The following is a 26,194-nucleotide window of genomic DNA, read 5'->3' on the forward strand; positions in this document are numbered from 1 at the left end:
CTGGGCTACCTATGGCTGGCGGTTATCCAGCACCAGTTCCTGTTGGTCGGCGTAGCCTTCGTAGCTGGACGTTACGACCCGGTCGCCGGGTTGCAGGCCGGCCAGCACTTCGTAATAGTCGGGGTTCTGCCGCCCCAGCCGGATGGCTACCCGTTGGGCACGGGTGCCGTCGGCCCCCAGCTTGAATGCCCAGTTGCCCACGGTTTGCTGGTAAAAGCCGCCTTTTGGCAGCAGCACCGCCGGGGCCTTTGCGCTCAGCGCCAGGCGGATGGGCAGGGTCTGGCCCCGCCGCAGGCCCGGTGGCGAGGCACCGGTAAAGGCCAGGTCGATTTGCAGGCCTTTGGCCACTTGGGTGAAGATTTTGGTCACGCGCAAGGCATACGCCTGGCCCTCCACCACCACTTCGCCCACCTGACCGGCTCCGATGCGGGCAATGTAAAACTCGTCCACTGCGGCGTGTAGTTTCACGCCTGCCAGCGCATCAATCTGCCCCAGGCGCTGGCCCCGCGTTTTGGCCTCGCCCACTTCCGCGGCCAGCGAGCTGAGCCGCCCGCCGACCGGGGCCCGCAACAGCAGGTCGTCCAGCTTGCGCCGCATCAGGGCCAGGTTGCTGGTCATGCGCCGCACCGATTCCTGCATGGTGCCCAGCTGCTGCTGCATGGCCACCGAATCCTGCCGCAGGGTTTGCTGCGTGAGCTGCCGCCGGCGCAGCTGGTAGCGGTAGGCGTTCTGGGTCTTCAAGTAGTCTTGCCGCGCAATCACCTGCTGGTCGTACAGCACCTGGTTGGTATCAAACACCCGCCGGGCCTCGACCAGCTGGAAGTCAATGTCTGCCAGCTGATTTTGGCGCAGGATGCGGTTTTGCAGCAATTGGTTGCGGGTGTTGCGCAGGTTGTTCATCAGGTCATAGACAGCCGTTTCGCGGTTCACCATTTCCAGCTGCAGGTCGGGATTGGCCAGCCGCAGCAGGGGTTGGCCCACCGTCAGGGTCGCGCCTTCTTCCACCAGCACTTGCTGCACCGTGCCGGCTTCCGCCGCGTCCAGGTACACGGTGCGCAGCGGCTGCACCACCCCGTCGATGGCCGTAAATTCCTGAAAATTACCCCGCGTAACGTGACTGATGGTCAGCCGGCTGGCCGCGACGTGCAACCGTTGGCCCGGCCGGGGCCAATAGATGCTGGCCACTCCCGTACCCGCCAGCACCAGGGCCCCCAGCCACCACCAGCGGGCGACAACTGACCATCTTTTCTTCGGTATCGGGATATCCATTCGGTTCGGCGCAGGAAATAGTAGCAAAAAACTATTGACCGGAGGTGCCAAGAACGGTGCCTTGCTCACAAATACTTGCTAATCAGCAATATATTTTCAACTCCTGGTTGTCATATGCTGCCGAGCGTCCGGTTCTGATGCAGTCGACCGTCCGGTTCTGATACAGTTCGAATCTATTGACGGGCAGAAAACGGCCTGGCCGACTGAAATCCAGTATTTTCCGAGGTCTGCACGGTTTATGTGGCCTGGGTTGGGAAGGGTACCTGCCAGACCCGACTTTTACGTTTTACCAAGCCACTTTTCATGATTCTTAAGCACGCCCGCATACTGGTAGTGGACGACGAGCCCGACGTGCTGTTCGCCCTCAAGCTGCTGCTCAAAACCGAGGTGCGGGAAGTCGTAACGGAGAAAAACCCGGAGCTGCTGCTCTCCCTGCTTCGCCAGCAGCACTTTGATGCCGTGCTGCTCGACATGAATTACCGCAGCGGCCAGGCGACGGGCAATGAGGGCTTCTATTGGTTGGGCCGCATCCGGGAGCACGACCCCACGACGGCCGTTATTCTGCTAACGGCCTATGGAGATGTACGCACGGCGGTGCGCGCCCTCAAAGCCGGCGCTACCGATTTCCTGCTCAAGCCCTGGCACAACGACCAGCTGTTGCAAACGCTGGCCGCCGCCCTCCAACCTAAAACCGGTAGCAGCCCCAAAAAACAAGCCGGGCCGGCCGTTACTACGCTACTGGGAGAGTCAGCCGCCATGCAGGACGTGCGGGCCATCATCGAAAAAGTCGCCCCGACCGAAGCCAACGTGCTGCTACTGGGCGAGAACGGCACCGGTAAGGAATTGGTCGCCCGGTCCCTGCACGAGCAGTCGCGCCGTGCCGCCCGGCCCTTCGTGGCCGCCGATGTGGCCGCGCTCAGCGAGGGGTTGTTTGAAAGCGAGCTGTTCGGGCATACCAAGGGCGCGTTCACGGATGCCCAGGCCAGCCGCGTGGGCCGGTTTGAGGCGGCCACCGGAGGAACCTTGTTTCTGGATGAGATTGGCAACATTGGCCTGCCGCAGCAGGCCAAGCTGCTCACGGCCCTGCAAAACCGCCAGGTGGTGCCCGTTGGGAGCAACGTACCCGTACCGGTGGACATCCGGCTGCTGTCGGCCACCAACGCCCCGTTGCACGCCCTGGTAGCCCGCGGCACGTTTCGCCAGGACTTGATGTACCGCCTCAACACGGTTGAAATCACGCTGCCGCCCCTGCGCGAACGGGCCGACGACGTGCAGCTGTTAGCTCAGCACTTCGCGCAGGTGTACGCCGCCCGCAACCGGCAACTCGTGCCGGAATTCAGTGCCGCTGCGCTGCGCAAGCTCCGGGAGCATCCCTGGCCCGGCAACGTGCGGGAATTGCAACACGCCGTGGAGCGGGCCGTTATCCTGGCAGTTGGCCCCGTGCTGCTTCCGGCCGATTTCTCGTTTCGGAACCCCGAATCAGCGGCTGCTTCCGCAGCGGCGGCGACCGTGGCTGAGCAGCCGCTGCCGTTGCTGGAAGTAGAAAAAAACACCATCCAGCAGGCCATCGAGCGCCACCAGGGCAACCTCACCAAAGCGGCCAAGGAGCTGGGCCTCACCCGCACCGCCCTCTACCGTCGGCTCGACAAGCATGATATTTAATCGCTTGGACGTGCGCCTGCTGGGGCGGTTGGTACTGCTGGTGGCCGCGTTAGCCGCGGGCGGGTACGCCACGCAGCACCACGCCTACGGGCTGGCCCTGGGAGCACTGGTGCTGCTGCTAGTCCTGGTGCTGGACCTGGCCCGCTACCTGACGCGCGGCCAGCAGGCCCTGGCCGACTTTACCCTGGCCCTGAAGTACCGGGATTTTTCGCGGCAGTACCCGGCGCAGTCCGCCCCGGCATCGCTGCGGCCCTTGCACGCGGCCTTCAACCAGGTCAACGACACGTTTCGGGAGTTGCGGGCCGAGCAGGAAGGGCAGTTTCAGTACCTGCAAACCATTCTGGCGCTGCTCGATACCGGCATCGTGTCCTACGACGCGGCGGGCAATGTGGCCTGGGTAAACGAAGCGTTTAAACAGACGCTGCACCTGCCGTACCTGAAAAACATCCAGGCGCTGCAATCCCGGCAGCCGGTCCTGTACGAGGCCATCTGCCGGGCACTTCCCGGCCAACCTGTGGTGGTGAAACTGACGGTGGGTCTCCAAACGGTGCAGCTGCTCGTGTCAGCCACCCAGTTTAAGCTACAGGGCGAAGCGTTTACCCTCCTGGCCTTTAAAAACGTGAGCCAGGCCCTGGCGGATACCGAAACGGCTGCCTGGCAGCAACTGCTACGGGTCATGACGCACGAAATCATGAACTCGGTCGCCCCCATTGCTTCACTGGCGGATTCGTTGGGCCGTCACGTGCAGCACGCCCGGCAGCAGGAAGCCTCCGCCGAATTGCTCGACGACGTGGGCACGGGCATTCGCATCATCCAGCAGCGCAGCGAAGGGCTGCTGCGTTTCGCCCAAGTGTACCGGGACTTCAGCACCCTGGCCTCGCCGCAGCGCACCACCCTTTACGTGCAGGAATTGCTACAGGCCACCCGGCAGCTACTGGCGGAACAGCTGGCGGTGCAAGGCATCGAGGTCGCCCTCAGCGTCCGGCCCGCGCACCTCACCCTGCACGCCGACGGCCACCTGCTGGAGCAAGTGCTCATCAATCTGTTGCTCAATGCGGCGCAGGCAGTCACCCAAACCCCCAACCCGTGCATTAGCCTGCGGGCCTGGGCCGATGAACAGGAACGCGTGGTGATTGAGGTGAAAGACAACGGGACCGGTATTACCGCCGACGTGCTGGATAGCATCTTTATCCCCTTTTTCACCACCCGTCCCAACGGTTCTGGGATTGGGCTGAGCCTGGCCAAGCAAATCATGCAGCTGCACCAGGGCAGCATTCAGGTCCAGTCTGTAGAGGGAGCCGGCAGTGCGTTTCAGCTGTGGTTTTCCCCCTCGGCTCCTTTCCAGGAAAATGGACAAATTCTCTGTTAGAGCGGTTCTCAGGACGGTTTACGGTTTTTTTATTATCTTCTTGGCATGAAAGCGTATTCGTTGGATTTACGCGAGCGGGTGGCAGCAGCCTGTGGCGAGGCGGGACAGACCGTGAGCCAAGTGGCGGCCCGGTTCAGCGTCTCGGTTTCCTTTGTTGAGAAGCTCTTGCACCGCCAGCGCACGAGCGGTTCGCTGGCGTCCTTGCCCTTGCGCGGCGGGCCGGACCCGTTACTGGACGTGGTGGCCCGCGCCGAGTTGGGGGCCTGCCTGCGCTAGCAGCCCGACGCCACGCTAGACGAGTTGCGCGTGTGGGTGGCCGCGCTGGGCGGGCCGGCCGCGAGCCCGGCCACGATGGGACGGGCCGTGCAGGCGCTGGACTGGCGGCGAAAAAAAAGAGCGTCCACGCCGCCGAACGCGACTCCGAGCGGGTCGTAGCCCTGCGGGCGGCCTTTGTCGAAGCCGTGCAAAGCGAAGATTTCAGTTGCTTCAAGTTCGTGGACGAGACGAGCACCAACCTGACGTACTGCCGGCGCTACGCCCGCGCCCCCGGCGGGCAGCGCGCCCGCCAGGCCACGCCGCTGCACGGCGGGCCGAACGTGATGCTGGTGGCGGCCCTGACCCCAACCGGCCTGCAAGCGGCCATGACCGTGAGCGGGGCCGTCAACGGCGACGTGTTTGCCGCTTACCTCGAGCAGGTGCTCGGCCCCACGCTCGTGCCCGGCGACGTCGTGGTGCTCGACAACCTGCCGGCCCACAAAGTGGCCGGCCTAGCCCAACGCGTCGAAGCCCACGTGGCCCGCCTGCTGTACCTGCCGCCCTACTCGCCCGATTTCAACCCCATCGAACTCGCCTTCAGCAAGCTCAAAACGTGGCTGCGCACGGTCCAGGCCCGCACCCGCGAGGCCCTGGAGGCCGTCATCCAAGCCGCCACCGACTGGATAACCGAACAGGACGCGAAAAGCTGGTTTGACCATTGTGGCTACCACGTACACTGACCTGAGAACCGCTCTAAGTGTCAGGGGCTGCTTCCATACTGCCACCGATAGGGACAGCTAAAAGCGTTAGGTACCGGTAAATGGTGGCCCAGCCGACACCGAGGAGTTGGCCGATTTCGGTCGCGGTCTTGTCCGGCTGCGGGTAAAGGGTTTTCGCGGCCTGGGCTTTGGAAAGGGCCTTCTTGGAGAGGCCTTTGGGCCGCCCTGGCGCCCTCGGGCCCGCGCCGCCGTCAGGCCGGCTTTGGTACGTTCGCGGCTAATGTCGCGCTCAAACTCAGCCAGGGAAGCGAATAGGTTAAACATGAGTCGGCCCTGGGACGTGGTAGTATCCAGGTGGTCATTTAAGCTAACGAAGTGCACGCCGGCGTCATACGAATGCCAGCCCACAGCGCAACGTACCAGCTAACAAGACAGCAGTTGACAGTAGATGGCTTGGTAAAGACAGGCTCACACGCTAAAAATCCGTGATTTCTGCGTGAAGTTCAGGAACCTACGCTATACCTCCACCTTCAGCGTGGCCGGCGCTTTCGTCACCTCAAACAACTCGCCGTGGGGCACGATGGTTATCTGGCCGTATTCCTGCAGCAGCATTTTGTAGGCCGCTGCCACCGGCCGAGGCTTGCGGTCGAGGTCGAACAGGCCACAGGGGTTCACGGTGCCTACTTTGCGCTCCAAGCCCTTGTCCCAGTCGAGCTGGTCGATGAGCGAGTACCAGGTAAAGCCCAGCACGGGCACGCCTTCTTTCCGCATGCGGAGGATGTTCACCCACTGCTTCCAGAGCCAGGTGGGCGCCTCTTTGGCTTCGAGCACGTTGGTTTCGGTGTGCATCACCGGCTTTTTGTAGCGTTGGTAGTAGTCGTGGGTGATGTTGTACCAGCCCAGCACGTCCATGCTGGTGCAGACTTCCCCATTCGGCAGCATAATTTTCTCGTTGCGGCCGTAGTAGTCGTTCCCCATCACCTGGTAGCCGGGCGGCTCGCCAGCCATAAACCACTCGTACTCGCGCCGTGTCATTCCGTTGTCGTACAGGTAGTTGAGTACGTCGCCTTCGGGGTGGTGCCCGTAGAGCAAGTCGAGGGAAGCAAAGCGCAGCTTGTTCTGCATCTGCACCGCAAACGTGTGCTCGGCACGCAGCTCGTGGGTGAACTCGGCCGACTCGCTTTGCACGATAATGCAGTCGGGCCGGTGCTTGGCAATTTGCTGCGTGCCCATGATGCTGGCCGCCACCAGGTGCTTCAGCGCGGTTACAAAGGCTTTGTCCGATTTCAGCTGCTCGTTCCAGACGCCATCCTTGGCACTCATCTTGGCCGTCACGTAAATCTCGTTCACCGGCGTGTAGTAGCGCACCCAGGGGTAGCGCTTGGCAACTTCCTCGCAATAAGCGGCGAAATGTACTGGTAGCTCCGGGTTCTGAAAATTGCCAATGAAATCGGGTACGCCGAAGTGCATCAAATCCAGAATGGGCGTGATTTCCAGGCGCTGCATTTCGGCCATCGCTAGGTCGGCAAACTCCCAGTCGTATTTCGTGGGGCTGAGCTGGATATTGTAGTAGGGCAGGCCGTAGCGCAGTACTTTCAGTCCCATTTCCTTCACCAGCGCGAGGTCCTCCTTGTACCGATTGTAATGGTCGCACTCGGCCAGTAGGTCGCGGCGGGTTTTGCCGTTATCGATGGTCGGGTAGCTACACTCGATGCCGGTGGCGAACATGAAATTATTGGGCAAACCTGTGGGCATGCCGTTGCCGTTGTGTCCGTTGGCGCCGCCAAACTGGTCGCCCTCGTAGTTACCGTCGCCGAAATGCTCTTTGATTTCTGTGAGAAAGGACTTCATGGGTTGGTTTTATAAAAAGCGTCATGCTGAGCGCAGCCGAAGCATCTCGCGTGCATCCACTAACTCATTCAGCTGGATTACTTCGGCACGCGAAATGCTTCGGCTGCGCTCAGCATGACGGTCAAACATTCCGCCACTACTTCAGGCTCTCCAAAAACTTGTCTGCCGTGCGCAGGCTCAGGGCCATAATCGTGAGGGCAGGGTTCACGCTGAGCGCGCTGGGGAAGGTGGAGTTGTCGGAGATGTACAGATTGGGCACATCGAAAGCGCGGCCGTTGGCGTCCACCACCGCGTCGTCGCCGCTTTTGCCCATGCGTGCCGTGCCGATGACGTGCGCATAGCGCTGAAATGACCAAATATCGGTGGCGCCGGCCGCTTCCCAAATGCCGCGCATCACCTTTTCGGCGTGGGCATTCATGCGCAGCTCGTTTTCCTGGGCGGTGAAGTGCAAGCGGGGTTTGGGTAAGCCACGCGCGTCTTTTTCTTCGGCCAACTCCATAAAGTTGTCGGCGTGCGGCAGGCAGTCGCCCAGAATGTTGATGCCGGCAATGTGGTTGTAGTTCCGCATGTAATCGCGCAGCTGCTGGCCCCAGTATTTGCGGCCCCGCGCTACCTGCCCGGCAAACGTCACGGGCATCACGCCGATGCTTTGCAGCAGGTAACCGCCAATGAAATCGGCCCCGGCTGGCCGGTGGGTATCCTGCGAAATCAGGCCGCCGGGAATGCCTTTGTTGGGCCGCACCTCGTCGGCAAACGTGCCCCACACCTGCAGGCCGGGGTGGGCCATCAGGTTGCGGCCTACCTGCCCACTGGTCAGGGCCAGCTCATTCAGTAGTAGCAGGCGCGGGGTTTCTACCGAGCCGCCACACAGGAAAAGGTGGCGGCAGCGTTGGCGCTTCTGCTCGCCGTTCTGGGTGTACACCACGCCCGTGATGTAGCCCCGGGCATCGCGCTCAATCTCGGTTACGAAGCTGTTGGGGCGAATATCCGCGCCGTGCTTCACCGCCAGCGGAATGTAGGTGACGTCCATGCTCGACTTCGCTCCGTTGGAGCAGCCCGCCTGGCAGAAGCCCCGGTTGGTGCAGGCCTCGCGCCAGCCCACGCCGGGTTGGTAGTAGCGAGCCGAAAGCGCCGCATTGGCCGCTGGCGAGGTCTTAATGCCCATTTTCGCCGCGCCCCGTACCATCAGCTGGGCGGCGCTGTTCAGCGGCAGCGGGGCCAGGGGGTAGCCTTTGGTGCGGCTGGGTCCCCAGGGGTAGGGCGTAGGGCCCGATATCCCAATAAACTGTTCTATCTCTTCGTAATACGGGGCCAGCTCCTCGTAGCTTACCGGCCAGTCTTCGCCCTGCCCAAAGTCGCGCCGGATGTGCAAATCGTCGGGCAGTGGGCGGGGGGTATAGGCCGTGTAGTGCAGCGTAGAGCCGCCCACGCCGGTGCCCGAGTTGTTTTTGCCCATGGCCAGCGGGTCGCGGCCCGCCGCCAGCCGCTCGTCGTTCCAGAACAGGAATTCCTGCGCTTTTTCGTCGGTGGCAAAGTCCTGCTCCGGGGTGTGCCAGGGGCCGGCTTCCAGGGCCACCACTTTCAGGCCAGCCATTGCCAAGCGGGCCAGCAGTGGCGCGCCGCCCGCACCCAGTCCTATCACCACGCAGTCGACTTCGTCGGCTTCGGGCTCGATGGCCTGGGGCTGCTCCTGGGGCGTATCGATGGCTACAGGAACCGGGGCAGGCTCGTCGGCGAGTAGTGCCCGCAGCAGCGGGTCCTGGATTTCGGTTTGGATGGGGCTGAGGACGCCTTCTTCGAGAACTTCTTCGTCGGACATGACGGGCAGTAAATGAGTAAATGAGTAATTGAGTAAATGGGCAGCGGAGGAGACAGTAGATGCGTAAAGGCATGCTTCCGAATTGAATATCAATTCCTCACGAAAGCCACTTTACTTATTTACACAGTTACTCATTTGCCATCGGCTCCCGGTCTTCTTTTTCGTTGAGCCCGATTTTCGTCCAGGCGGGCAGGTCGGCCATGCCCACGTAGCCAATTTCCTCCTGCGCCAGCGGGTGGGCGTAGTAAGTCTCGGTTAGCTCCGCCAGCATCTCCTCGAAAAAGCGGCCGGCATCCAGCGTAGCCCAGATAGCACCGGGCGGCGTGGAACTGGCCAGGGCCTGCAGCACTGCATCCTGCTGCCCGGCATGCAAGGCAGTGAAATCAGTTTGGAATAAGCCCTGCGCGATTTCCTGGATGCCGCCCAGGCCCAACCGGTAGGCTTCGCGGTCGGGCGGCAAGGCATCGTAGCGCCAGCCGTCGGCGCGGCCCTCGGCCAGGCGTTGGTCTACGGCCGGGGCCAGCGGAATGGGCTGCTCCGGCCGGTCGGGCTGCGGAAACAGGCGGGCGGCCACGGCTTCGAGCAGGGCGTAGGTTTCGGGCGCCAGAAACTGGGGCACGTAGGCCACGGGTGCATCGAGGCGGGCCTGCAGGGATGCACGGGTGGCTTCCGACACGTGCGGTGTGTCGAGCAGCGCGCGCACGGTGCCGTTGGGGTAAACAGGAACGGACATCAGAAAGAAGGGGCTTTGGCTTAAAGGGTGCCGTGCAAGACGGCTCAGCTAACAACTCCTTACGAGCAGAATCCTCCCAATGGTCGGGCTTAAAGCCCGTAATTTTATGAGCGACTCGCCACCTGTGCTACTTCAAGAGCATAATTGCGGCCATGGTTTCCAGGCCCTCCCAGAGGTTGCCCAGGCGGATGTTCTCGTTTTCGGCGTGCTGGTTGTTGTCGTAGTTCGCCACGGGCACCGTAATGGTCTGGGCCTGCAACTGCTGCTCGAATACATACAGCGGCAGGCTGCCGCCCATGGTGGGCAGCACCACCACGGGCTCGGCCACGGTGGTTTGCACGGCGGCAATAATCTGGCGGGCAATGGGCAGGTCGAGGCGGGTGCGCTGGGCATTGTAGCCGGGCTCGGCCTGCACGCGCACCAGCAGGGGGTAGCGGGCGCGCTCGGCGTCGGTGGGTTCAGCGCTCAGGACATGAAAGCCCTGCGCTTCGATGTGGCGCACCACCTTCTGCACCTGGCGCTGGGCGTCGTTGCCGGGCACCAGGCGCAGGTCCAGCACAGCCGACGCGGTGGTCGGAATCACGTTGGCGGCCTGGGCACCCACGTTGGCGCTTTGCATGCCGTTGATGTTGAGCGAAGGCTGGTTGAGCAGCTCCACCAGCGACTGGCCGGGGCCGTAGGCGCGGGCAAAGCCCAGCTCCTGCCGGATGGTTTCGTCGAGGTTGGGCACCTGGGCCAGGGCGGCTTTTTCGGCCGAACTCAGCGGCGTCACGTCGTCGTAGAAACCAGCCACGCGCACCCGGCCGGTGCTGTCTTCCATAGAGGCCAGCAGGCGGGTGAGCGCCAGGGCGGGGTTGGGGGCCCAGTTGCCGTAGTGGCCGCTGTGCAGGGGGCGGCGCGGGCCGTACACATGCAGGCGCATGTTCACGTCGCCGCGGGCACCAAATACCACCTGCTTGCGGCCCGACTGATGCACCGGCCCGTCGCAAATCACCCACACATCGGATGCTAGCCTGGCTTTGTGCCGAGCCAGAATCTCGGCCAGGTGCGGCGAGCCCCGCTCTTCTTCGCCTTCAAAAAAGAACTTCACGTTGACCTTCGGCCGCAGCTTGCTGGCCGTCAACGCCTCGTAGCCGCTCAGAATAGCCATTACCCCGGCCTTGTCGTCGGAAGCGCTGCGGGCGTACAACCGCCAGTCGGGGCTGAGCGGCTGGCCCGCAACGGGTGCGGCAACCAGCTGCCCGCCCCGGTCGAGAGGCCCACTGGCCAGTTGGGGCCGGAAGGGCTGCAAGCCCTCGCGCCACTGCGCTGGGTTCACGGGTTGGCCGTCGTAGTGCGCGTAGAAGATGACGGTGCGGGTGGCGCCCGGCACGCGCACCTCGCCAAACACCACCGGCGGCACGCCCGGCGTGGGCGCCGCCAACAGCTCAGCGGCAATGCCGCGCCGCCGCATCATGCCCTGTATAAACTGCGCCGTGCGCCGCAGCCCTGCCGTATCGGCTGCCACGTTGGGAATGGCCACCAGCTGCTCGAATTCGGCCAGCAAAGCGGCCTCGTGGGTTTGCCGGAACTGGCGCACCCGTTGCATGGGCGTATCGGCCGAGGCAGCGGCAACCAGTGTCAGGAAGGCCAGGGAAAGCAGGTTTTTCATGGCAGCAAGGTAATGGTGATTGCCGGGTTGGCTGGAAATGAAAAAAGCAGCCGACCCAGGGCCGGCTGCTTTTTGCTGGAAAACCAGTAAATGCTGCGCTTACTTGAACAGCGCCAGGGCCTTGATGAACGTTTGCGACACGCCCCAGGCCAGGGGCAGGCCCACTATCAGCCAGGCCAGCACGGCCGAGCCACCCGAGCCGGTGTCAGCGGCGTTGGCGTTGGTGGGGGAGTTCGATTGAGGAGTCATATCCGATGAATGAATTAGAGGTGAAAAGAAGGCTAGTGGCCCGCCGAAGCCGTGGTCACTTCGCCCTTAAAAGCGTACCGCTCGTTCACGGCCGTCACCAATAGGTTGGCGATGAAGCCGACCACCAGCAAGCCGGCCATGGTGTAGAACACGGTTTGGTAAGCGGCCGCGCCGGTCAGGCCCTTGGCCTTCTGCTGGTCGTGGAGGTAGTTCACCAACAGCGGCCCCAGCACGCCGGCCGTGGACCAGGCCGTGAGCAGTCGGCCGTGGATGGCGCCCACCTGCATGGTGCCAAACAAGTCGCGCAAGTACGCCGGAATGGTGGCGAAGCCGCCGCCGTACATGCTCAGAATCACGCAGCACACCACTACAAACAGCGTGAGCGAGGCCCCGGCCATAAGCGTGGGCGCTAGGGCGTAGAGCAACACACCCAATCCAAAATAAATCATGTACGTGGGCTTGCGGCCCAGCTTATCCGAAGCCGACGACCAGAAGAACCGGCCCAGTAGGTTGAACAAGCTGAGCAGGCCCACGAAGCCGGCCGCCGCTGCCGCGGTTACGCCCCGGCCCGCACCCATGTTCGCATCCGAAAAGGTTTCCTGAATCAGCGGCGAAGCCGTTTCGAGCACGCCGATGCCGGCCGTTACGTTGCAGAGCAGCACCACCCACAGCATCCAGAACTGGGGCGTTTTGATGGCGTTATCGGCGTCCACGTTCGAGCTGGTGATGAGGGCGCTGTGGGTAGCGTTGGGCACGTAGCCTTCGGGCTTCCAGCCGTCGGCGGGTACCCGGATGGTGAATACCCCGAACATCATGAAAACCAGGTAAATAAGGCCCATTACGATGAAGGTAGGGGCTACGCCCATCGGCGCGCCAGGACCTTTGAAGTGGGCCATGAGAGCCACTGCCAACGGCGAGCCAATCATGGCGCCGCCGCCAAAGCCCATGATGGCCATGCCCGTGGCGACACCCGGCCGGTCCGGGAACCACTTAATCAGGGTGCTTACCGGCGAGATGTAGCCAATGCCCAGCCCGATGCCGCCCACGAAGCCGTAGCCGAAATACACCAGCGCCAGGCTGTGCAGGTGCACGCCTAGCGAGGCAATGAGGAAACCGCCCCCGAAGCACAGCGCCGAGGCCAGCATGGCCTTGCGCGGCCCCACGCGCTCCAGCCACTTGCCAAATACGGCCGCCGAAAGGCCCAGCAGGACGATGGCAATGGAGAAAATAACGGCCAGCTGGCCCGGTGTCCAGTCCAGTGCGTCGGGCTTGTCCACGTTGCCGCTGATGAGGGCGCCCATGGGTTTCTTGAATACGCTGAAGGCGTACGCCTGCCCAATAGCCAGGTGAATAGCCAGTGCTGCCGGCGGCACCAGCCAGCGGTTGTAGCCCGGCCCCGCCACCGTGCGGCTGCGGTCGAGCAGAGAAGAGGAGTTTTCGGCCATGAAAAAAGTGGGAATTGAAGTGAGAGAAGAGAATGGAATATGCAGCTTGTGCCATGCCTAACGCCTTGAAAGCAGGCAACAAGCGTCAAGGTAACCGGCTGCTTCGCTGGTTGATTCTTCGGGATGCGAAAACTTTGCTAAATAGGTATAGGCGGCTTGACGCTATGCTTAATGAGGAATGAAGAATGAGAATTTGCGGGCGGCTCAATTCATCATTCTTCATTCATCATTAAGCACAACGTTACTCGTCGCTGCTGAGCTTGCCACCCGTTACGTGCACCAGGCTGCCGGTCATAAACGAGCCATCCTGCGAGGCCAGCAGCACGTAAGCCGGGGCCAGCTCCTCGGGCTGGCCGGGGCGCTTGAGGGCGACCTCGTGGCCAAACTTGGCAATTTCCTCGCGCGGCATGGTGGCGGGGATGTTGGGCGTCCAGACCGGGCCGGGCACCACGCAGTTCACCCGAATGCCGCGTTCGCCCAGGTACAGCGCCAGCGACTTCGTGAGGGCATGAATGCCGGCTTTCGAGGCAGCATAATCCACCAGAATCGGGATGCCGGTGATGCCCACAATGCTGCCTGTATTGATAATGCAGTCGTCCTTTTTAAGGTGGGGAATTACGGCCTGCGCCATCCAGATGTAGCCCAGAATGTTGGTGTCGAAGGTGCGGCGAATCTGCTCTTCGGAAATGTCCTCAAACTTCTCCTGGCTCATCTGGAAAGCCGCGTTGTTCACGAGTATGTTCAGCCCACCCAGCTCGGCCAGCGTGCGGCGCACGGCCTGTTTGCACTGCTCGGGGTCGCGCACATCGAGTTGCAGCAGCAGGCACTTGCGCTTCTCCTTTTCGACCAGTTGCTTGGTTTTTTCGGCATCCTCCACGTTCTCATTGAAGACCACGGCCACGTGCGCACCCTCCTTGGCGAAGGCAATGGCCACGGCCCGGCCAATGCCCGAGTCGGCTCCGGTGATGAGGGCGACTTTATCCTTCAGCTTGCCCGCGGCTTTGTAGTTGGCCAGGTCCGAGTCGGGCTGCAGCTTCATATCGGCTTGTTTGGCCGGATAGGGGAGTTTCTGAGCCGCGGCTTTCATATCGGTGGCCATAGGGCGGCGCTCGGCTTTGGCGGGAGCAGCTTTGGCAGCAGAAGCCGGCTTTTTCGAAGCAGGCTTGGCGGGAGCAGGTTTTTTCGTAGTCATAAGCTAGCAGAGAGGATTTGGGCTCTTGCTTACGCGAGATGCCGTGCAATGGCTATTCAGAACGCATCACCGCATTACCCTGGCCATCGTTCTGGCGTTGGTGGGTCAGCTTAGGCCTTGGGGTCCGGAAAGTGCGGAGGCGCCGCCTCACCCGTCGGCTGGCGGCGGTGGTAGCGTTGGTAGAGCGCAGCCGTGGCCCATGCGCCCGCCAGCGGCCCCAGAAAATACAGCCACAGCCCATGCGCTTTCCCAGCTCCTATGGCTGCCCCTAGGGTGCGCGCCGGGTTCAGGCTCATGCCGGAAAGCGGCGCTTCCACCACAATGAATAACGCCAGCGCAAGGCCCGCCAGCGCCCCCGCCCAGCGTTTGCGGGTGGGCGAATGCAGTGCCCACAGCAGCACCAGCATCAGAGCTGCCGAAATCAGTGTTTCGGCGCCTAGCGCCAGTGCCCAGCCGTGTTTGCCCTCGATGGGAACGGTGGTATTGTAGTGAATGGTAGGATGGCTGAACCAGGGTTTCAGCAGCCAGCTCAGGCTAACGCCGGCCACACAGGCCCCCGAGAACTGCGCCAGGGCATACCACAGCGCATCGGCTGTGGCTATGTAGCCCAGCTGCCAGAAGCCCAGCGTTACAGCCGGGTTGAACAGCGCCCCCGAGCGTTTGCCCCAGGGTGAGTTGGCCATGCCTGTTATCAACAGTGCCACCGCCACGGCTACCCCGCTGCGCTGTACCCAGGCTTTAGGCCCAAAGGCCCGCGCCACCGCCGAGTCGGAATGCAGAAACAGCACCGCGGCCAGACTCGACACCGTCATGAAAGCCATGATGCCGGCGGCTTCAACCACATAATGGCGCCAGTTGCGGCGCAGGGCCTGGTACAGATGGGCAGCAAAAGCCATGCGGGCGAAAAGCGTTGATGCCCCCATGCAACGTAGAAATGCGCAGCAGGTTAGGGGTAGTGCTGCCTGCCGCTCACAGTCGGCGCAGCACTACCCGGCGGTTGCGAGGCCGCTGAGCGGAGTCGGCATTGTCGGCTACTGGCTGGGTGCCTCCGTAGCCTATTGGCCGAAGCTGGGCTGTGTTCGCGCCGTGAGCCGTGAGGTAGAGACATACGGCCTCGGCGCGCTGCTGCGAAAGCTGGCGGTTCAGCTCGGCATTGCCCACGTTGTCGGTATGGCCCTGCACTTCGAGGCGCAGGCCCAGCCGCGTGCTAAGTACGCCAGCCACTTTATCGAGCGCGGCGCGGGTACCGGGCAGCAGGGTGGCCCGGCCCTGTTCGAAAAACAGGTCCGGCAAAGTCACCGTTTCGCCCACGGCCAGCCAGGCCAGCCGGGCAGTATCGGTTGGACTAGCTGGCGAAATTGCCGGGCGTAGCGGCGTAGCCGGCGAAACCGGTACCAGCGTGAGCACGGTCGGGGCCGCCCGCCGTCGAGGTAGTGGCCGGGAACCAAGCACCGGCAGGCTGGCCCTGGCCACCGCCGGAGCAGGCTTCGGCAGCGGCGGCCGGGCCGCAGGTAGTAGCAGTTTTGGCGCGGGAGCAGCTACCAGTCCTGGCTTGGGGTTGCGACTGTACAGGAACTGCGTCGGTATTGGCTCGGGCTTCGGGGTTTCAGCGGTGAGGCCCCACAGGTTGCGCCACGACGAGGGTGGCGGCGTCAGCGGCACGTCGGGCCGCTCCCAGGTAATGTACATGCGGGTGTCGAGGATGTCCTGGTAGTAGTCGACCCGGAGCTTGTAGGGCTGGCCGGCTTTCAGCTCGATGCTGGTCGTGAACGTGCGCACGGGTTGGGGCCGCCACTCGTTCAGCACGAGTTGGTCGTTGAGCCACATGCGAATGCCGTCGTCTACGGTAGCGTGCAGCACATAGCGTCCGCTCGCCGGAGGCACGAGCCAACCCGTCCAACGCACCGAGAAATACTCGGCCGCCACGCCCGGCACCGGCGGAGCGTGGCCCCAGTCGAAGGCTAGGGTAGCCTCGTGGCGGCGCGCCACCAGACGCTCAAAAGCAACCCCTTCGTAGTATTCGCCAAGAATGCCGTTGCTGGCCGGAGCCTGTGCCCACACCGGGGCAGCTGGCTTTGCCATCATCAGTCCAAGCACAAGCAGGGTTAGCCACCGGTTCGTTGCTGCCGCCATGCAGTTACAACGGAGACATGGCCACCTTATTATTGCCGCAACCCCGCAAATTCTACCTTAATACTGGCCATGAGCCGGCGGGCCTGGGTAGCAGGTTGCCACTACTTGAACTCGTGGCCGCAATGAAAGCAGTGAAACCGCTTGCCCCGCACCGGAAACCGCAGCAGCACCGACAAAAGCCCCGACCAGAACCCGTAGGTGTTGCGCGTGGCTGCCCCATAGGCTACATCCGACGACCCACAGCGCGGGCAGCGCGGCGTTACCGGGTCGGGCGCATCAGCGGCAAACGAGGCGATATCGGGCCCGGTGGCCCGGGGCACGGGCTCAGCATGCAGTATTTCCAGGGCTGCTTCCGCGTCGGCGAGCCGCACGTGCAGCCGCACGCCGCCGGTAATCGGGCTGTACAGCGGCAGCAGCCCCACCAGATTTTCGTTGCTCAGAAAGCAGGGAATGCCCGCTGCCTCCAGGCGGGTGCGGGCCAGGTTGGCCGCCATCGGCTCGTAGAACGATTCGAGAAAAACGACGGAGTCGGGGCTGGACACGAAAAAAAGTTAAGCGCTGAAAGTTAGGCGCGAAGTGTTGATTAACCGCTTTGTCCTTAAGCAATAGTCACCCCCTAGGCTGCTAACCACTAACCCTACTTCGGCTGTTGCCGGGTGGCCGCGTCGATGCCTTTCACGGCATGCCCCGCCTGCAGGCTCACAAACTCGGCCTGGCGAGCGCGTACCCGGACTTCGTCGCGGGCGGGCATGTCCATACGCACCTGTTTCAACTGGTCGTTCAGGCGTTGGTACACAGCGCGGGCATAGTCCCAGTCGCGGTCGGTCCAGGTAGCGCGCTGGGCACGGGTTTCGCGCACCAGCTGGCCATAGGCTGCGGGCAGGTCCTGGGGCGTGAGGGCGTTAATCTGCCCGTTGTAGGGGCCGAGTAGCTTGGCTTCCATGGCCAGCTGCTGGCGCGGGTCGAGGGGCCGGGCGCGGCGCTCTCGGTTAGACTTGGTATAGGTTGCCGTGGCTTTACCCACCCGAGAAAGCTTGTGGGCGGCCGTACGGGCGGCGCTGTCCAACTCGCGGCCAGCAGTGCGGGCCACTTCCCGGCGCTCATTCGGCGTCGAGTCGCAGCCTGTGAGCAATAGCGCGGCGAGCAGCACGCCGCTAAAAGATTTTAAGCTCGTTGTTAGAATACGCAATTCACCTTTCATAGCACAGACACAGTAGTTGAGGCGCAAAGAACGGCTACTACGGCCGCACCTGCCCTCTACTGCTGCGCCAGCCGAAAGGTTAGCGTCAACTCATACTCCGCCACAATATCCTGGCCGCCCACCTGGGCGGGTACCCATTGGTCGGGAATGGTTTTTACCACGCGTAGGGCTTCCTGGTCGCAGCCCGCGCCAATGCCGCGCAGCACGCGGTGGTTGGTGGCCTTGCCTTCGGTATCCACCGAAAAGCCAATGGTGACCTGGCCCTGCACGTTGCGGTCCTGCGCCTGCTGGGGATACTGCAGCTGCGTGGTGTAGGTCGCCAGCGCGGCATCGCCCCCGATGAACAGCGGCGGGCGGTCCACCATGCGGCGCTTCCACTGGCCAGGGGCCAGCTCGGTGTTGAAAGTGAGGTCGCCGGAAGGGCGGTAGAAAACCAACTGCTTGGCGGTGTGGTCGTAGCGCTGCACCACTACCATTTCTTTCGACGCAGTGATGCCGTAGTATTCCCACACGCCAACTTTCGTGCGCTTATCAAGCATGCCACTTTCCCATTTGGTTGTGCGCATCTTTTGCGCATGTGCCGGAGCAGCTATACACAAGAGGAGTAAAATAAATAGAGAGTAAATATAATTTTTCATAGTAAACGGGTGGGTTTGAGGGATGAAGAGTACGCAACGGCAACTTGGAAACGTTTGCGGGTTCGAAAGATAGTAAAAAGTTCTATTTAAGAAAAAGGCTACGCATCTTTTTCTTCGATTTTTACTTGCCTATTGCTCTGCTATCACCACGCGCTTTATGGCATCTATGCCTATTAAGTAATTGAAAGTGCAGGCTATAGGTAGCTACTAGGTGATGAGCTTAAGTGGCGAGTATGTAGCAGCGCTGATTGCTTCTAGTTCGTGAAGCAAAGGTCGGTGTAGGGATATTTATATTTTTTGTTAGAGTTAAAATTTATAGCGTACAGCCCTGAACAATCATTCACCGAGTGAAAATGCCCGTTGAGCATACGTTTGCTCTCTTTGAAAATAGCCTGATTTTGACGAGTAGATTGAATTAAAAAGTGATATCAGGAATAGCTATACACCAGCGGTGTTGTGCCTGAAAGAGGCAAAGGGTGCAAAATTCAGTTGACTTGCGGCACCGGTACTGGTTTGCACTGGGCTCTATTCACAGGCCCGTCCATCGGGCACCAATAAGGTGTTTTACATCTTGTGGCCCGTTCGCACAAAAAAGGCGGGTAGCTTGTAAGCCACCCGCCCAATTCGCTCCCGCTTTGTTGGTCAGCTGCCTGCAGCAGCTGCCGATGCTAAAACAATTCGGCCGCCACGCGCCGGATGCTTTCCGACTTGCCCATGGAGTAGTAGTGCAGGCAAGGCACGCCGTGGGCCATCAATTCGCGGCTTTGGTTGAGGCACCATTCGATGCCGATGGCGCGGGCCGCCTCGTTGTCGCGGCACTGGCTGATGGCCTCGGCCAGGGCCTCGGGCAGGTTGAGATAGAAGGCCCGGGGCAGCATGGTAAGTTGGCTTTTGGTAGTTAGCGGCTTCAGGCCCGGAATGATGGGCACGTTGATGCCCGCGTCGCGGCACTTCTTCTCGAACTTGAAAAACTCTTCGTTGTCGAAGAACATTTGGGTCACGATGTAGTCCGCGCCCCGGTCTACTTTGTGCTTGAGGAATTTAACGTCCGAAGCGTAGTTGGGCGCTTCGAAGTGCTTCTCGGGGTAGCCAGCGGTGCCAATGCAGAAGCTGGTGGCCCAGGTATCGTCCTGCTCCTCGTCCAGGTACTCCCCCTTGTTGAGGTTGGCTACCTGGCCGATGAGGTCGCAGGCGTAGGCATGCCCGTCGGGCTCGGGCTTGAAGTGGCCTTCCGATTTGATGGGGTCGCCGCGCAGGGCCAGTACGGAGTCGATGCCCAGGAAGTGCAGGTCAATCAGCGCGTTCTCGGTTTCCTCTTTCGTAAAGCCCCCACAGATGAGGTGAGGCACGGTATCCACGTCGAAGCGGTTTTTGATGGCCGCGCAAATGCCCACCGTGCCGGGCCTGCGGCGCACAGTTTTCTTCTCCAGCAGCCCGTTGGGGTGGTGGCGGTACACGTACTCTTCGCGGTGGTACGTCACGTCGATGAACGGCGGCTTGAACTCCATCAGTGGCTCGATGTTCGAGAACAGCGTGTGGATGTTTTCGCCCTTTTTGGGCGGCAGCACCTCAAACGAGAAGAGGGTTTTGCCTTTGGCCTGGGCGAGGTGGTCGGTAACTTTCATATGCGAACCCCACCCCCCGGCCCCCTCCCCGGTGGGGAGGGGGTGCCGGGCGACACGTGAGGGCTTTGGATTAAGTGAATCAACGCCCCTCCCCATTGGGGAGGGGTTGGGGTGGGGTTATTTCGGCTCGTAGTTCAGGTTGGGCATCAGCCAGCGTTCCAGCTCCTTCAGGGGCATTTGTTTGCGCTGCGCAATGTCGGCCACCTGGTCCACGCCAATGCGGCCCAGGCCAAAATAGCGCGAGTCTGGGTGGGCGTAGTACATGCCGCTCACCGACGAGGCCGGGTACATGGCCAGATTTTCGGTGAGCGTGATGCCGGTTTTGCCCTCGGCGTCGAGCAGTTGGAAGAGGGTGATTTTCTCGGTGTGGTCGGGGCAGCCGGGGTAGCCGGGGGCGGGGCGCACGCCGCGGTATTTCTCCTGCACAAGGTCTTCGTTGGTCAGGTGCTCGTCGGGCGCGTAGCCCCAGAACTCGCGGCGCACCCGCTCGTGCAGGCGCTCGGCGAAGGCCTCGGCCAGGCGGTCGGCCAGGGCCTTCACCATGATGCTGGAGTAGTCGTCGTGGTCAGCCTCGAACTGCTCAATCAGCTTTTCGATGCCGATACCGGCCGTCACGGCGAAGCCGCCCATGTAGTCGGCCCGGCCGGTTTCCTTCGGCGCCAGAAAATCGGAAAAGGCGATGTTGGGGATTTTGGGGCCTTTCTCGCCTTGTTGGCGTAGCGTGAAAAACTCGGTGGCAATGGCCTCACGCGAGTCGTCGGCGTAAATTTCGATGGTATCGTACCCCTTGGTATTGGCCGGCCAGAAGCCCAGCACAGCGCGGGCCGTGAGCAGCTTGCCGTCGATGATTTTCGTGAGCATGGCCTGGGCATCCTCGAAAAGCTTGGTGGCCGCTTCACCCAGCGTAGCATCTTCCAGAATGCGCGGGTAACGGCCTTTCAGCTCCCAGGTGTGGAAGAAAGGCGTCCAGTCGATGTAGCGGGCCAGTTCGGCGAGGTCGTAGTCTTCGAGCACTTTGGTGCCGAGGAAGCTGGGTTTGGTGATGCTTACTGTATTCCAGTCCGACTTGAAACCGTTGGCGCGGGCGCCTTCAATGGTCAGGTAGCTTTTGTCACGCTGGCGGCTGGCGTAATCGGCGCGCAGGGCGGCGTAGTCGTCGGCCACGGTCTGGGCGTAGGCGCGTTCACCCGAGCCGAGCAGGCCCGCGGCTACCCCTACCGAGCGCGAGGCGTCGTTGACGTGCACCACCGCCCCGCTGTAGGACGGCGCGATTTTCACCGCCGTGTGCAGGCGCGAAGTCGTGGCGCCGCCAATGAGCAGGGGAATTTTCAAGCCTCGCTTTTCCATGGCCTGGGCCACGTACACCATCTCATCGAGCGAGGGCGTGATGAGGCCGGAAAGACCTATAACGTCCACGTTTTGCTTCTGCGCTTCATCGAGAATCTTCTCCAGCGGCACCATTACGCCGAGGTCCACGATGTCGAAATTGTTGCAGGCCAGCACCACGCCCACGATGTTCTTGCCGATGTCGTGCACATCGCCTTTCACCGTTGCCATCAGGATTTTGCCGGCCGTCTGGCGGTCCGAGCCCTGCTTGTCGGCCAACAGGTACGGCTCGAGGTAAGCCACGGCTTTCTTCATTACGCGGGCCGATTTCACCACCTGCGGCAGGAACATTTTGCCGGCCCCGAACAGGTCGCCCACTACGTTCATGCCGGCCATCAGCGGACCTTCGATTACTTCCAAAGGCCGAGTTACCTGCTGGCGCACTTCTTCGGTATCCTCGTCAATAAACTCGGTGATGCCCTTCACCAGCGCGTGTTGCAGGCGGTCCCACACAGGTAGGCTGCGCCATTCGTCGGCCACTACTTCGGCCTTATCTTTTTGCTTGACGGTGTCGGCAAATTCCACGAGGCGTTCTGTGGCGTCGGCACGGCGGTTTAGCAGCACATCTTCGGCCAACTCGAGCAGGTGGGGCTCAATTTCATCGTACACGCCGAGCTGGCCGGGGTTCACAATGCCCATGTCCAGGCCGGCGCGGATGGCGTGGTAGAGGAAGGCCGTGTGCATGGCCTCGCGCACCACGTCGTTGCCGCGGAAGGAAAACGAAATGTTGCTGATGCCGCCGCTGGTGAGCGCGCCGGGCAGGTTGCCCTTAATCCAGCGCACGGCCTCGATGAAGTCGATGGCGTAGTTGCGGTGCTCGTCCATGCCCGTGCCTACGGTCAGGATGTTGGGGTCGAAGATGATGTCGGACGGGTCGAAATCGACTTCCTTGGTCAGGATGTCGTAGCTGCGCTGGCAGATTTCCTTGCGGCGTTCCAGCGAGTCGGCCTGGCCGTTTTCGTCGAAGGCCATCACCACCACGGCGGCGCCGTACTGGCGCACCGTGTGGGCGCGGTCACGGAAAGCTGCTTCGCCTTCTTTCAGCGAAATCGAGTTCACGATGCTCTTGCCCTGCACGCATTTCAGGCCGGCTTCGAGCACGCTCCACTTCGAGGAGTCAATCATCACCGGCACCCGCGCAATGTCGGGCTCCGAAGCAATGAGGTGCAGGAACGTCGTCATCACCTGCTCCGAATCGAGCATGCCCTCGTCCATGTTGATGTCGAGTACCTGCGCGCCTTCTTCCACTTGCAAGCGGGCCACGGCCAGGGCTTCCTCATAGGCACCCGTGCGAATGAGGCGGGCGAAAGCGCGGGAGCCGGTCACGTTGCAGCGCTCGCCTACGTTCACAAACAGGCTTTCCTCTTTGATGGTAAACGGCTCTAGGCCGCTCAGGCGAGTCGAGGGAGCGAGTTCGGTGGGGAGTTGGCGGGGCTGGTATTTCTCGGCCAGCTTGCTCAGCTCGGCAATGTGCTGGGGCGTGGTGCCGCAACAGCCGCCCACCACTGTCACGATGCCTTCCTTCAAATACTCCTCCACCAGCGCGGCAAATTCCTGCGCCGATTCATCGTAGCCACCGAAAGCGTTGGGTAGGCCGGCGTTGGGGTAGGCCGAGATGTGCACGTCGGAAATGCGGCTCAGCTCCTGCACGTACTGGCGGAGCTGGTCGGCGCCGAGGGCGCAGTTCAAGCCCACGCTTAGCAGCGGCAGGTGGCGAATGCTGTTCCAGAAAGCTTCCACCGTCTGGCCGCTCAAGGTGCGGCCCGAAGCGTCGGTAATCGTGCCCGAAATCATAACGGGCACCACGCGGCCGCCTTCGTCAAAGAATTTCTGCACGGCATAGAGGGCTGCTTTGGCGTTCAGCGTGTCGAAAATGGTTTCGATGAGCAGGGTATCCACGCCGCCGTCCACAAGGCCGCGCACCTGCTCCAGGTAAGCCGTGGCCAACTCATCAAAGGTCACGGCGCGAAAGCCGGGGCGGTTTACATCGGGCGAGAGCGAGGCGGTGCGGTTGGTGGGGCCAACGGCGCCGGCCACGAAGCGCGGGCGCTCGGGCGTCGAGTACTCATCGGCCGCCTCGCGGGCCAGGCGAGCCGACTCGTAGTTCAACTCGTACACCACGTGCTCCAGGCCGTAGTCGGCCTGCGCAATGGTGGTGCCTGAGAAGGTGTTGGTTTCCACCATGTCGGCCCCGGCGGCGAAGTACTCGGCGTGGATGCCCTTGATGATGTCGGGCCGCGTGAGGCTCAACAGGTCGTTGTTGCCGCGCAGGGGCTTGGGGTGGTCGGCGAAGCGGGTGCCCCGGAAATCCTCCTCCGTCAGCGGGTGGCGCTGAATCATGGTGCCCATCGCGCCGTCAAGAATCAGCAGGCGCTGGCGGAGCAGGTCGGGAAGAGGAGAGGGGGCGGCGAGGGTGGCGGTGGACATTTCTTTCGGAGTCGGTATAGCAGCGTAAAAGCGCGTATCCAGAAAGAAACCCAAGCGCAAGCGCACGGTTCCGGCTGTCATCTTCTTTCACCAAAAAAGGCGGTGAAACGGGAGTTGGCACCTACTCGCGGTAGGTTGCCAAGACGTCATCGGGCCCGGTCCCTCGGTCTTTCTGGATAGCAGCGTAGGGCGAAGATACAACGCCTTCGGCTTAATGAAGAATGAGGAATGAAGAATTGGGAAATGGCTCAATAGGTCAGAATGTCCTCATTCCTCCTTTTAAGAAAGGGGGCAACGCGCCCACGCAGGCCACACGCTACCCGCCGGAAAAACGCTGGCCCCGGCGGCAGCCAAAAAATAACTTGGTACCTACAGCCTTGGCTGCAATTCGCGTTCATCCAGCACCCTTTCCTTCGAACTAGTGACGCTGAAGCGTATTTCTCCCTGTTCCCGGGCTATGTAAGTCAGCAGCGCGAAAATGAACAACGCAACTCCACTCATCTCCATCACTTCCTCCAGGGCGCACAGAAGCGACGAGTACAGGTTGTGCATGCCATAGAGCAAATCATAATGCCCTTCGATGGACTCCATACCCACCGCACCCGTCACGAATATGCAGCCCGAGGCCACAAACAGCGCGCGAACGAAGGTTGGCAGTTGCCACAGGAAAGGGGCATAAAAGGCCGTCAGAACAGTGAGCGCCAGCAGGTAAGGCACCACCCAGCTGTAGCGCAGAAACCCGTTCGTGTCCGTGCTGGGCGCATACATTTTGTTAACACTGTACGTTAATTCCTCGTGAATTGCAATTGATTCATCGAGAGCCAGAAACAGGAAAACGGCGCTCAGTAGTAGCCAGAGCAGGGCCTTTTTACGGCTGGCCGCCTGCCGGGCAATTACCAGGAGCAGGGCACTGGCGAGCAGCAGTAGCAGCGAGGAGAAAAAAGCTGGTATGGTGTTTTCTTCGTTCAAGTCGAAGTAACGCACAAGCTTCCGAACCACGCTCGTGTCCGTATGCAGCACCTGCACCAGGTAAACGCTCACCAAATCCAGCACAAGCAGCAGGCCGATTACCAGAAATATTTTTTTGGCAACTGCCTGCGGCCGTACAACCAAGGTGGCATTGCCCGACGTCGCGGTCGTACTGGTATAGGTTGTAAGCATAAGCTGATGGTGGAAATAAAAATATGCTGCCAAAAAGCTACTGCATTGTATAATTGTTTTGGCGAAGGGATTGGCGTTTTTTGGTTTGCCGCACCGTGCCCCACTGCCTTGCGTGCTTGGCCAGCAGTGCCCGGCCCGTGCATTGGTTACAGTGCCCAGGCCGGCCATACGCTGCCAGCCGGAAAAACGGACGGCTCCGGCGGCAGCTCCAGAAACGCCGTGGCTCCCACCAGCCCCATCATGTCGCCGGAGCCGCCCACGCGTAGGGGCGTTGCCAGGCGGCGGCCTTCGGCGTCTACGGTCAGGTGCACGGGCACAAAGTGCGTAAGCTGGGGCTTGAAATTGATGTCGACAGTGAGCACGGCCGGGGCGGGTGCTTCGGTAGTGACGGCCGTTTCGGGTATGCCCTCGGGCAGCTGCACGGCGCGCAGCCACGGCCGCACGTAGCGGCAAGCCGTGATGAACGTGGACACCGGATTACCGGGTAGCCCGAAAACCACCGGCCCACCGGCTCGCGCCCCGAACCAAAGCGGCTTGCCGGGCCGCTGTTGCACTTCGTGGAAAATTTCCTCCACGTGCAGCTCGCGCAACAGGCCTGGCAGGTGGTCGGCGCGACCCTTGCTCACGGCCCCGCTCAGCACCACGGCATCGAAGCCGGCGGCGAGGATGTTGGTGAGTCCCACGCGCAGCTCCTCGCGGTTATCGGAGAGGTGAAACAACGAAACTTCGGCCCCCGCCTGCGTAAACAGTGTTTGCAGAGCGTACACGTTGGAGCGCCGAATCTGGTGGGCCAGCGGTGTCGCCTCGATTCCGACCAACTCATCGCCGGTGCTTACCACGGCCAGGCGAGGGGCGCGTACTACGGCTATTTCGGCGGCGCCCACGGTGGCAGCCACGGCCAACTCGGCTGGGCCGAGGCGGATGCCGGGGTTTAACAGGGCGTCGCCGGCGCGGCGGTCGGCCGCTTGCTGGTGGATGTTGACGCCGGGCGCGGCGGGCGGCGGAATTTGGATGGTGGCGCGGTTGTCGTGCAGCAGAAGGTCTTCGTAGCGAATCACCGCATCGGCACCGGTGGGCAGCACCGCACCGGTCATCACCTCCACGGCCTGCTGCAGGTTGGTCAGTGGCCGGAGGGGTTCGCCGGCGTACTGGGTGTGCGCAATATCAAATTCCGATTGGCCCCCGGCCCAGCTAGCGAAGCTTACCGCGATACCGTCCATCGCCACGCGGTTGAAGGGCGGAAAGTCCCGGTCGGCCGTCAGGGTTTCGGCCAGGATGCGGCCGGCGGCGCGGGGCAGGGCCACGGTTTCGGGCGGCAGCGGGCGGGCAGTGGCGAGGACGTGGGCAGTGGCTTCGGCGGGGGAGAGCATGGGGAGGGATGGAAGATTAAATTGCTTGTCAGGACTAAG

General features: G+C 61.9%; 21 protein-coding genes, 2 pseudogenes and 1 riboswitch. Of the genes and pseudogenes, 4 read left to right on the forward strand and 19 right to left on the reverse strand.

Annotated features, from left to right (window positions below; translation table 11 throughout):
• Positions 1-9: 9 nt before the first annotated feature.
• Positions 10-1,269, reverse strand: coding sequence for an efflux RND transporter periplasmic adaptor subunit (locus ABD837_RS21100; RefSeq protein ID WP_345058568.1), 1,260 nt, complete (start codon positions 1,267-1,269; stop codon positions 10-12).
• A gap of 303 nt (positions 1,270-1,572) precedes the next feature.
• Here ABD837_RS21100 and ABD837_RS21105 point away from each other — a divergent pair, with 303 nt between their 5' ends.
• The 4 genes from ABD837_RS21105 to ABD837_RS21120 are packed head-to-tail and all read left to right on the forward strand — an operon-like array spanning position 1,573 to position 5,295.
• Complete coding sequence (locus ABD837_RS21105) at positions 1,573-2,931, forward strand: sigma-54-dependent transcriptional regulator (RefSeq protein ID WP_345058570.1); 1,359 nt, start codon at positions 1,573-1,575, stop codon at positions 2,929-2,931.
• Positions 2,921-4,300 (forward strand): sensor histidine kinase, encoded by a 1,380-nt coding sequence (locus tag ABD837_RS21110; RefSeq protein WP_345058572.1) that lies wholly within the window; start codon positions 2,921-2,923, stop codon positions 4,298-4,300. Before ABD837_RS21105 ends, ABD837_RS21110 begins: the two co-directional genes overlap by 11 nt.
• Positions 4,301-4,345: 45 nt before the next feature.
• Positions 4,346-4,576 (forward strand): hypothetical protein, encoded by a 231-nt coding sequence (locus ABD837_RS21115; RefSeq protein WP_345058574.1) that lies wholly within the window; start codon positions 4,346-4,348, stop codon positions 4,574-4,576.
• 32 nt (positions 4,577-4,608) lie between these two features.
• The gene (locus ABD837_RS21120) at positions 4,609-5,295 is read left to right on the forward strand and encodes an IS630 family transposase (RefSeq protein WP_345058576.1); all 687 of its coding nucleotides are present in this window, start codon (positions 4,609-4,611) and stop codon (positions 5,293-5,295) included.
• 13 nt (positions 5,296-5,308) lie between these two features.
• Here the strand turns inward: ABD837_RS21120 and ABD837_RS21125 are convergent.
• From ABD837_RS21125 to ABD837_RS21210, 18 genes and pseudogenes are all read right to left on the reverse strand, one after another.
• Positions 5,309-5,440 (reverse strand): annotated as a pseudogene (locus ABD837_RS21125) (hypothetical protein); the annotation flags it as partial.
• Positions 5,441-5,562: 122 nt separating this feature from the next.
• Positions 5,563-5,682: pseudogene (locus ABD837_RS21130) on the reverse strand (recombinase family protein); the annotation flags it as partial.
• 108 nt (positions 5,683-5,790) lie between these two features.
• Entirely contained in the window at positions 5,791-7,125 is a 1,335-nt protein-coding gene (locus ABD837_RS21135) for a family 1 glycosylhydrolase (RefSeq protein WP_345058578.1), read from the reverse strand.
• 136 nt (positions 7,126-7,261) lie between these two features.
• Positions 7,262-8,944: a GMC family oxidoreductase gene (locus ABD837_RS21140; RefSeq protein ID WP_345058580.1), complete on the reverse strand. Its 1,683-nt coding sequence runs from the start codon at positions 8,942-8,944 to the stop codon at positions 7,262-7,264.
• Between the two features lie 127 nt (positions 8,945-9,071).
• On the reverse strand, positions 9,072-9,677 hold the full coding sequence (locus tag ABD837_RS21145) for a gluconate 2-dehydrogenase subunit 3 family protein (RefSeq protein ID WP_345058582.1): 606 nt from the start codon (positions 9,675-9,677) through the stop codon (positions 9,072-9,074).
• Between the two features lie 127 nt (positions 9,678-9,804).
• Complete coding sequence (locus tag ABD837_RS21150; protein ID WP_345058584.1) at positions 9,805-11,328, reverse strand: M20/M25/M40 family metallo-hydrolase; 1,524 nt, start codon at positions 11,326-11,328, stop codon at positions 9,805-9,807.
• 99 nt (positions 11,329-11,427) lie between these two features.
• Positions 11,428-11,577, reverse strand: coding sequence for an MFS transporter small subunit (locus tag ABD837_RS21155; protein ID WP_345058586.1), 150 nt, complete (start codon positions 11,575-11,577; stop codon positions 11,428-11,430).
• A 32-nt stretch (positions 11,578-11,609) separates the two neighbouring features.
• Positions 11,610-13,022 carry an L-lactate MFS transporter gene (locus tag ABD837_RS21160; protein ID WP_345058588.1) on the reverse strand — a complete coding sequence of 471 codons (1,413 nt, stop codon included), beginning with the start codon at positions 13,020-13,022 and terminating at the stop codon, positions 11,610-11,612.
• Between the two features lie 241 nt (positions 13,023-13,263).
• Entirely contained in the window at positions 13,264-14,121 is an 858-nt protein-coding gene (locus ABD837_RS21165) for an SDR family oxidoreductase (RefSeq protein WP_345058792.1), read from the reverse strand.
• Positions 14,122-14,324: 203 nt separating this feature from the next.
• Positions 14,325-15,110 carry an aquaporin gene (locus ABD837_RS21170; protein ID WP_345058590.1) on the reverse strand — a complete coding sequence of 262 codons (786 nt, stop codon included), beginning with the start codon at positions 15,108-15,110 and terminating at the stop codon, positions 14,325-14,327.
• Between the two features lie 73 nt (positions 15,111-15,183).
• A complete protein-coding gene (locus tag ABD837_RS21175; protein ID WP_345058592.1) occupies positions 15,184-16,299 on the reverse strand; it encodes a PA14 domain-containing protein in 1,116 nt (371 codons plus the stop codon).
• Between the two features lie 149 nt (positions 16,300-16,448).
• Positions 16,449-16,889 (reverse strand): putative signal transducing protein, encoded by a 441-nt coding sequence (locus ABD837_RS21180; RefSeq protein ID WP_345058594.1) that lies wholly within the window; start codon positions 16,887-16,889, stop codon positions 16,449-16,451.
• A gap of 95 nt (positions 16,890-16,984) precedes the next feature.
• On the reverse strand, positions 16,985-17,548 hold the full coding sequence (locus ABD837_RS21185; protein WP_345058596.1) for a hypothetical protein: 564 nt from the start codon (positions 17,546-17,548) through the stop codon (positions 16,985-16,987).
• Between the two features lie 56 nt (positions 17,549-17,604).
• Positions 17,605-18,114 (reverse strand): energy transducer TonB, encoded by a 510-nt coding sequence (locus tag ABD837_RS21190; RefSeq protein WP_345058597.1) that lies wholly within the window; start codon positions 18,112-18,114, stop codon positions 17,605-17,607.
• Positions 18,115-18,854: 740 nt separating this feature from the next.
• Positions 18,855-19,811 (reverse strand): methylenetetrahydrofolate reductase [NAD(P)H], encoded by a 957-nt coding sequence (gene metF / locus ABD837_RS21195; RefSeq protein ID WP_345058599.1) that lies wholly within the window; start codon positions 19,809-19,811, stop codon positions 18,855-18,857.
• Positions 19,812-19,928: 117 nt separating this feature from the next.
• Positions 19,929-23,624, reverse strand: coding sequence for a methionine synthase (gene metH, locus ABD837_RS21200; protein WP_345058601.1), 3,696 nt, complete (start codon positions 23,622-23,624; stop codon positions 19,929-19,931).
• A 74-nt stretch (positions 23,625-23,698) separates the two neighbouring features.
• Positions 23,699-23,807: riboswitch (SAM riboswitch) on the reverse strand.
• A 186-nt stretch (positions 23,808-23,993) separates the two neighbouring features.
• Positions 23,994-24,953 carry a hypothetical protein gene (locus tag ABD837_RS21205; RefSeq protein WP_345058603.1) on the reverse strand — a complete coding sequence of 320 codons (960 nt, stop codon included), beginning with the start codon at positions 24,951-24,953 and terminating at the stop codon, positions 23,994-23,996.
• Entirely contained in the window at positions 24,932-26,155 is a 1,224-nt protein-coding gene (locus tag ABD837_RS21210; RefSeq protein ID WP_345058605.1) for a molybdopterin molybdotransferase MoeA, read from the reverse strand. Before ABD837_RS21210 ends, ABD837_RS21205 begins: the two co-directional genes overlap by 22 nt.
• Positions 26,156-26,194: the final 39 nt, after the last annotated feature.

Source organism: Hymenobacter glaciei, from assembly GCF_039539585.1.
GTDB lineage: Bacteria > Bacteroidota > Bacteroidia > Cytophagales > Hymenobacteraceae > Hymenobacter > Hymenobacter glaciei.

What these genes read in the sequence shown, in the direction of transcription:
- ABD837_RS21205 (WP_345058603.1), bottom strand. Translation starts at nt 24,953, where the DNA reads ATGGCCGGCCTGGGCACTGTAACCAATGCACGGGCCGGGCACTGCTGG.
- ABD837_RS21175 (WP_345058592.1), bottom strand. Translation starts at nt 16,299, where the DNA reads ATGATGGCAAAGCCAGCTGCCCCGGTGTGGGCACAGGCTCCGGCCAGC.
- ABD837_RS21185 (WP_345058596.1), bottom strand. Translation starts at nt 17,548, where the DNA reads ATGAAAGGTGAATTGCGTATTCTAACAACGAGCTTAAAATCTTTTAGC.
- ABD837_RS21135 (WP_345058578.1), bottom strand. Translation starts at nt 7,125, where the DNA reads ATGAAGTCCTTTCTCACAGAAATCAAAGAGCATTTCGGCGACGGTAAC.
- ABD837_RS21115 (WP_345058574.1), top strand. Translation starts at nt 4,346, where the DNA reads ATGAAAGCGTATTCGTTGGATTTACGCGAGCGGGTGGCAGCAGCCTGT.
- ABD837_RS21160 (WP_345058588.1), bottom strand. Translation starts at nt 13,022, where the DNA reads ATGGCCGAAAACTCCTCTTCTCTGCTCGACCGCAGCCGCACGGTGGCG.
- ABD837_RS21110 (WP_345058572.1), top strand. Translation starts at nt 2,921, where the DNA reads ATGATATTTAATCGCTTGGACGTGCGCCTGCTGGGGCGGTTGGTACTG.
- ABD837_RS21105 (WP_345058570.1), top strand. Translation starts at nt 1,573, where the DNA reads ATGATTCTTAAGCACGCCCGCATACTGGTAGTGGACGACGAGCCCGAC.
- ABD837_RS21140 (WP_345058580.1), bottom strand. Translation starts at nt 8,944, where the DNA reads ATGTCCGACGAAGAAGTTCTCGAAGAAGGCGTCCTCAGCCCCATCCAA.
- ABD837_RS21100 (WP_345058568.1), bottom strand. Translation starts at nt 1,269, where the DNA reads ATGGATATCCCGATACCGAAGAAAAGATGGTCAGTTGTCGCCCGCTGG.
- ABD837_RS21210 (WP_345058605.1), bottom strand. Translation starts at nt 26,155, where the DNA reads ATGCTCTCCCCCGCCGAAGCCACTGCCCACGTCCTCGCCACTGCCCGC.
- ABD837_RS21150 (WP_345058584.1), bottom strand. Translation starts at nt 11,328, where the DNA reads ATGAAAAACCTGCTTTCCCTGGCCTTCCTGACACTGGTTGCCGCTGCC.
- ABD837_RS21145 (WP_345058582.1), bottom strand. Translation starts at nt 9,677, where the DNA reads ATGTCCGTTCCTGTTTACCCCAACGGCACCGTGCGCGCGCTGCTCGAC.
- metH (WP_345058601.1), bottom strand. Translation starts at nt 23,624, where the DNA reads ATGTCCACCGCCACCCTCGCCGCCCCCTCTCCTCTTCCCGACCTGCTC.
- ABD837_RS21165 (WP_345058792.1), bottom strand. Translation starts at nt 14,121, where the DNA reads ATGGCCACCGATATGAAAGCCGCGGCTCAGAAACTCCCCTATCCGGCC.
- ABD837_RS21190 (WP_345058597.1), bottom strand. Translation starts at nt 18,114, where the DNA reads ATGCGCACAACCAAATGGGAAAGTGGCATGCTTGATAAGCGCACGAAA.
- ABD837_RS21170 (WP_345058590.1), bottom strand. Translation starts at nt 15,110, where the DNA reads ATGGCTTTTGCTGCCCATCTGTACCAGGCCCTGCGCCGCAACTGGCGC.
- metF (WP_345058599.1), bottom strand. Translation starts at nt 19,811, where the DNA reads ATGAAAGTTACCGACCACCTCGCCCAGGCCAAAGGCAAAACCCTCTTC.
- ABD837_RS21155 (WP_345058586.1), bottom strand. Translation starts at nt 11,577, where the DNA reads ATGACTCCTCAATCGAACTCCCCCACCAACGCCAACGCCGCTGACACC.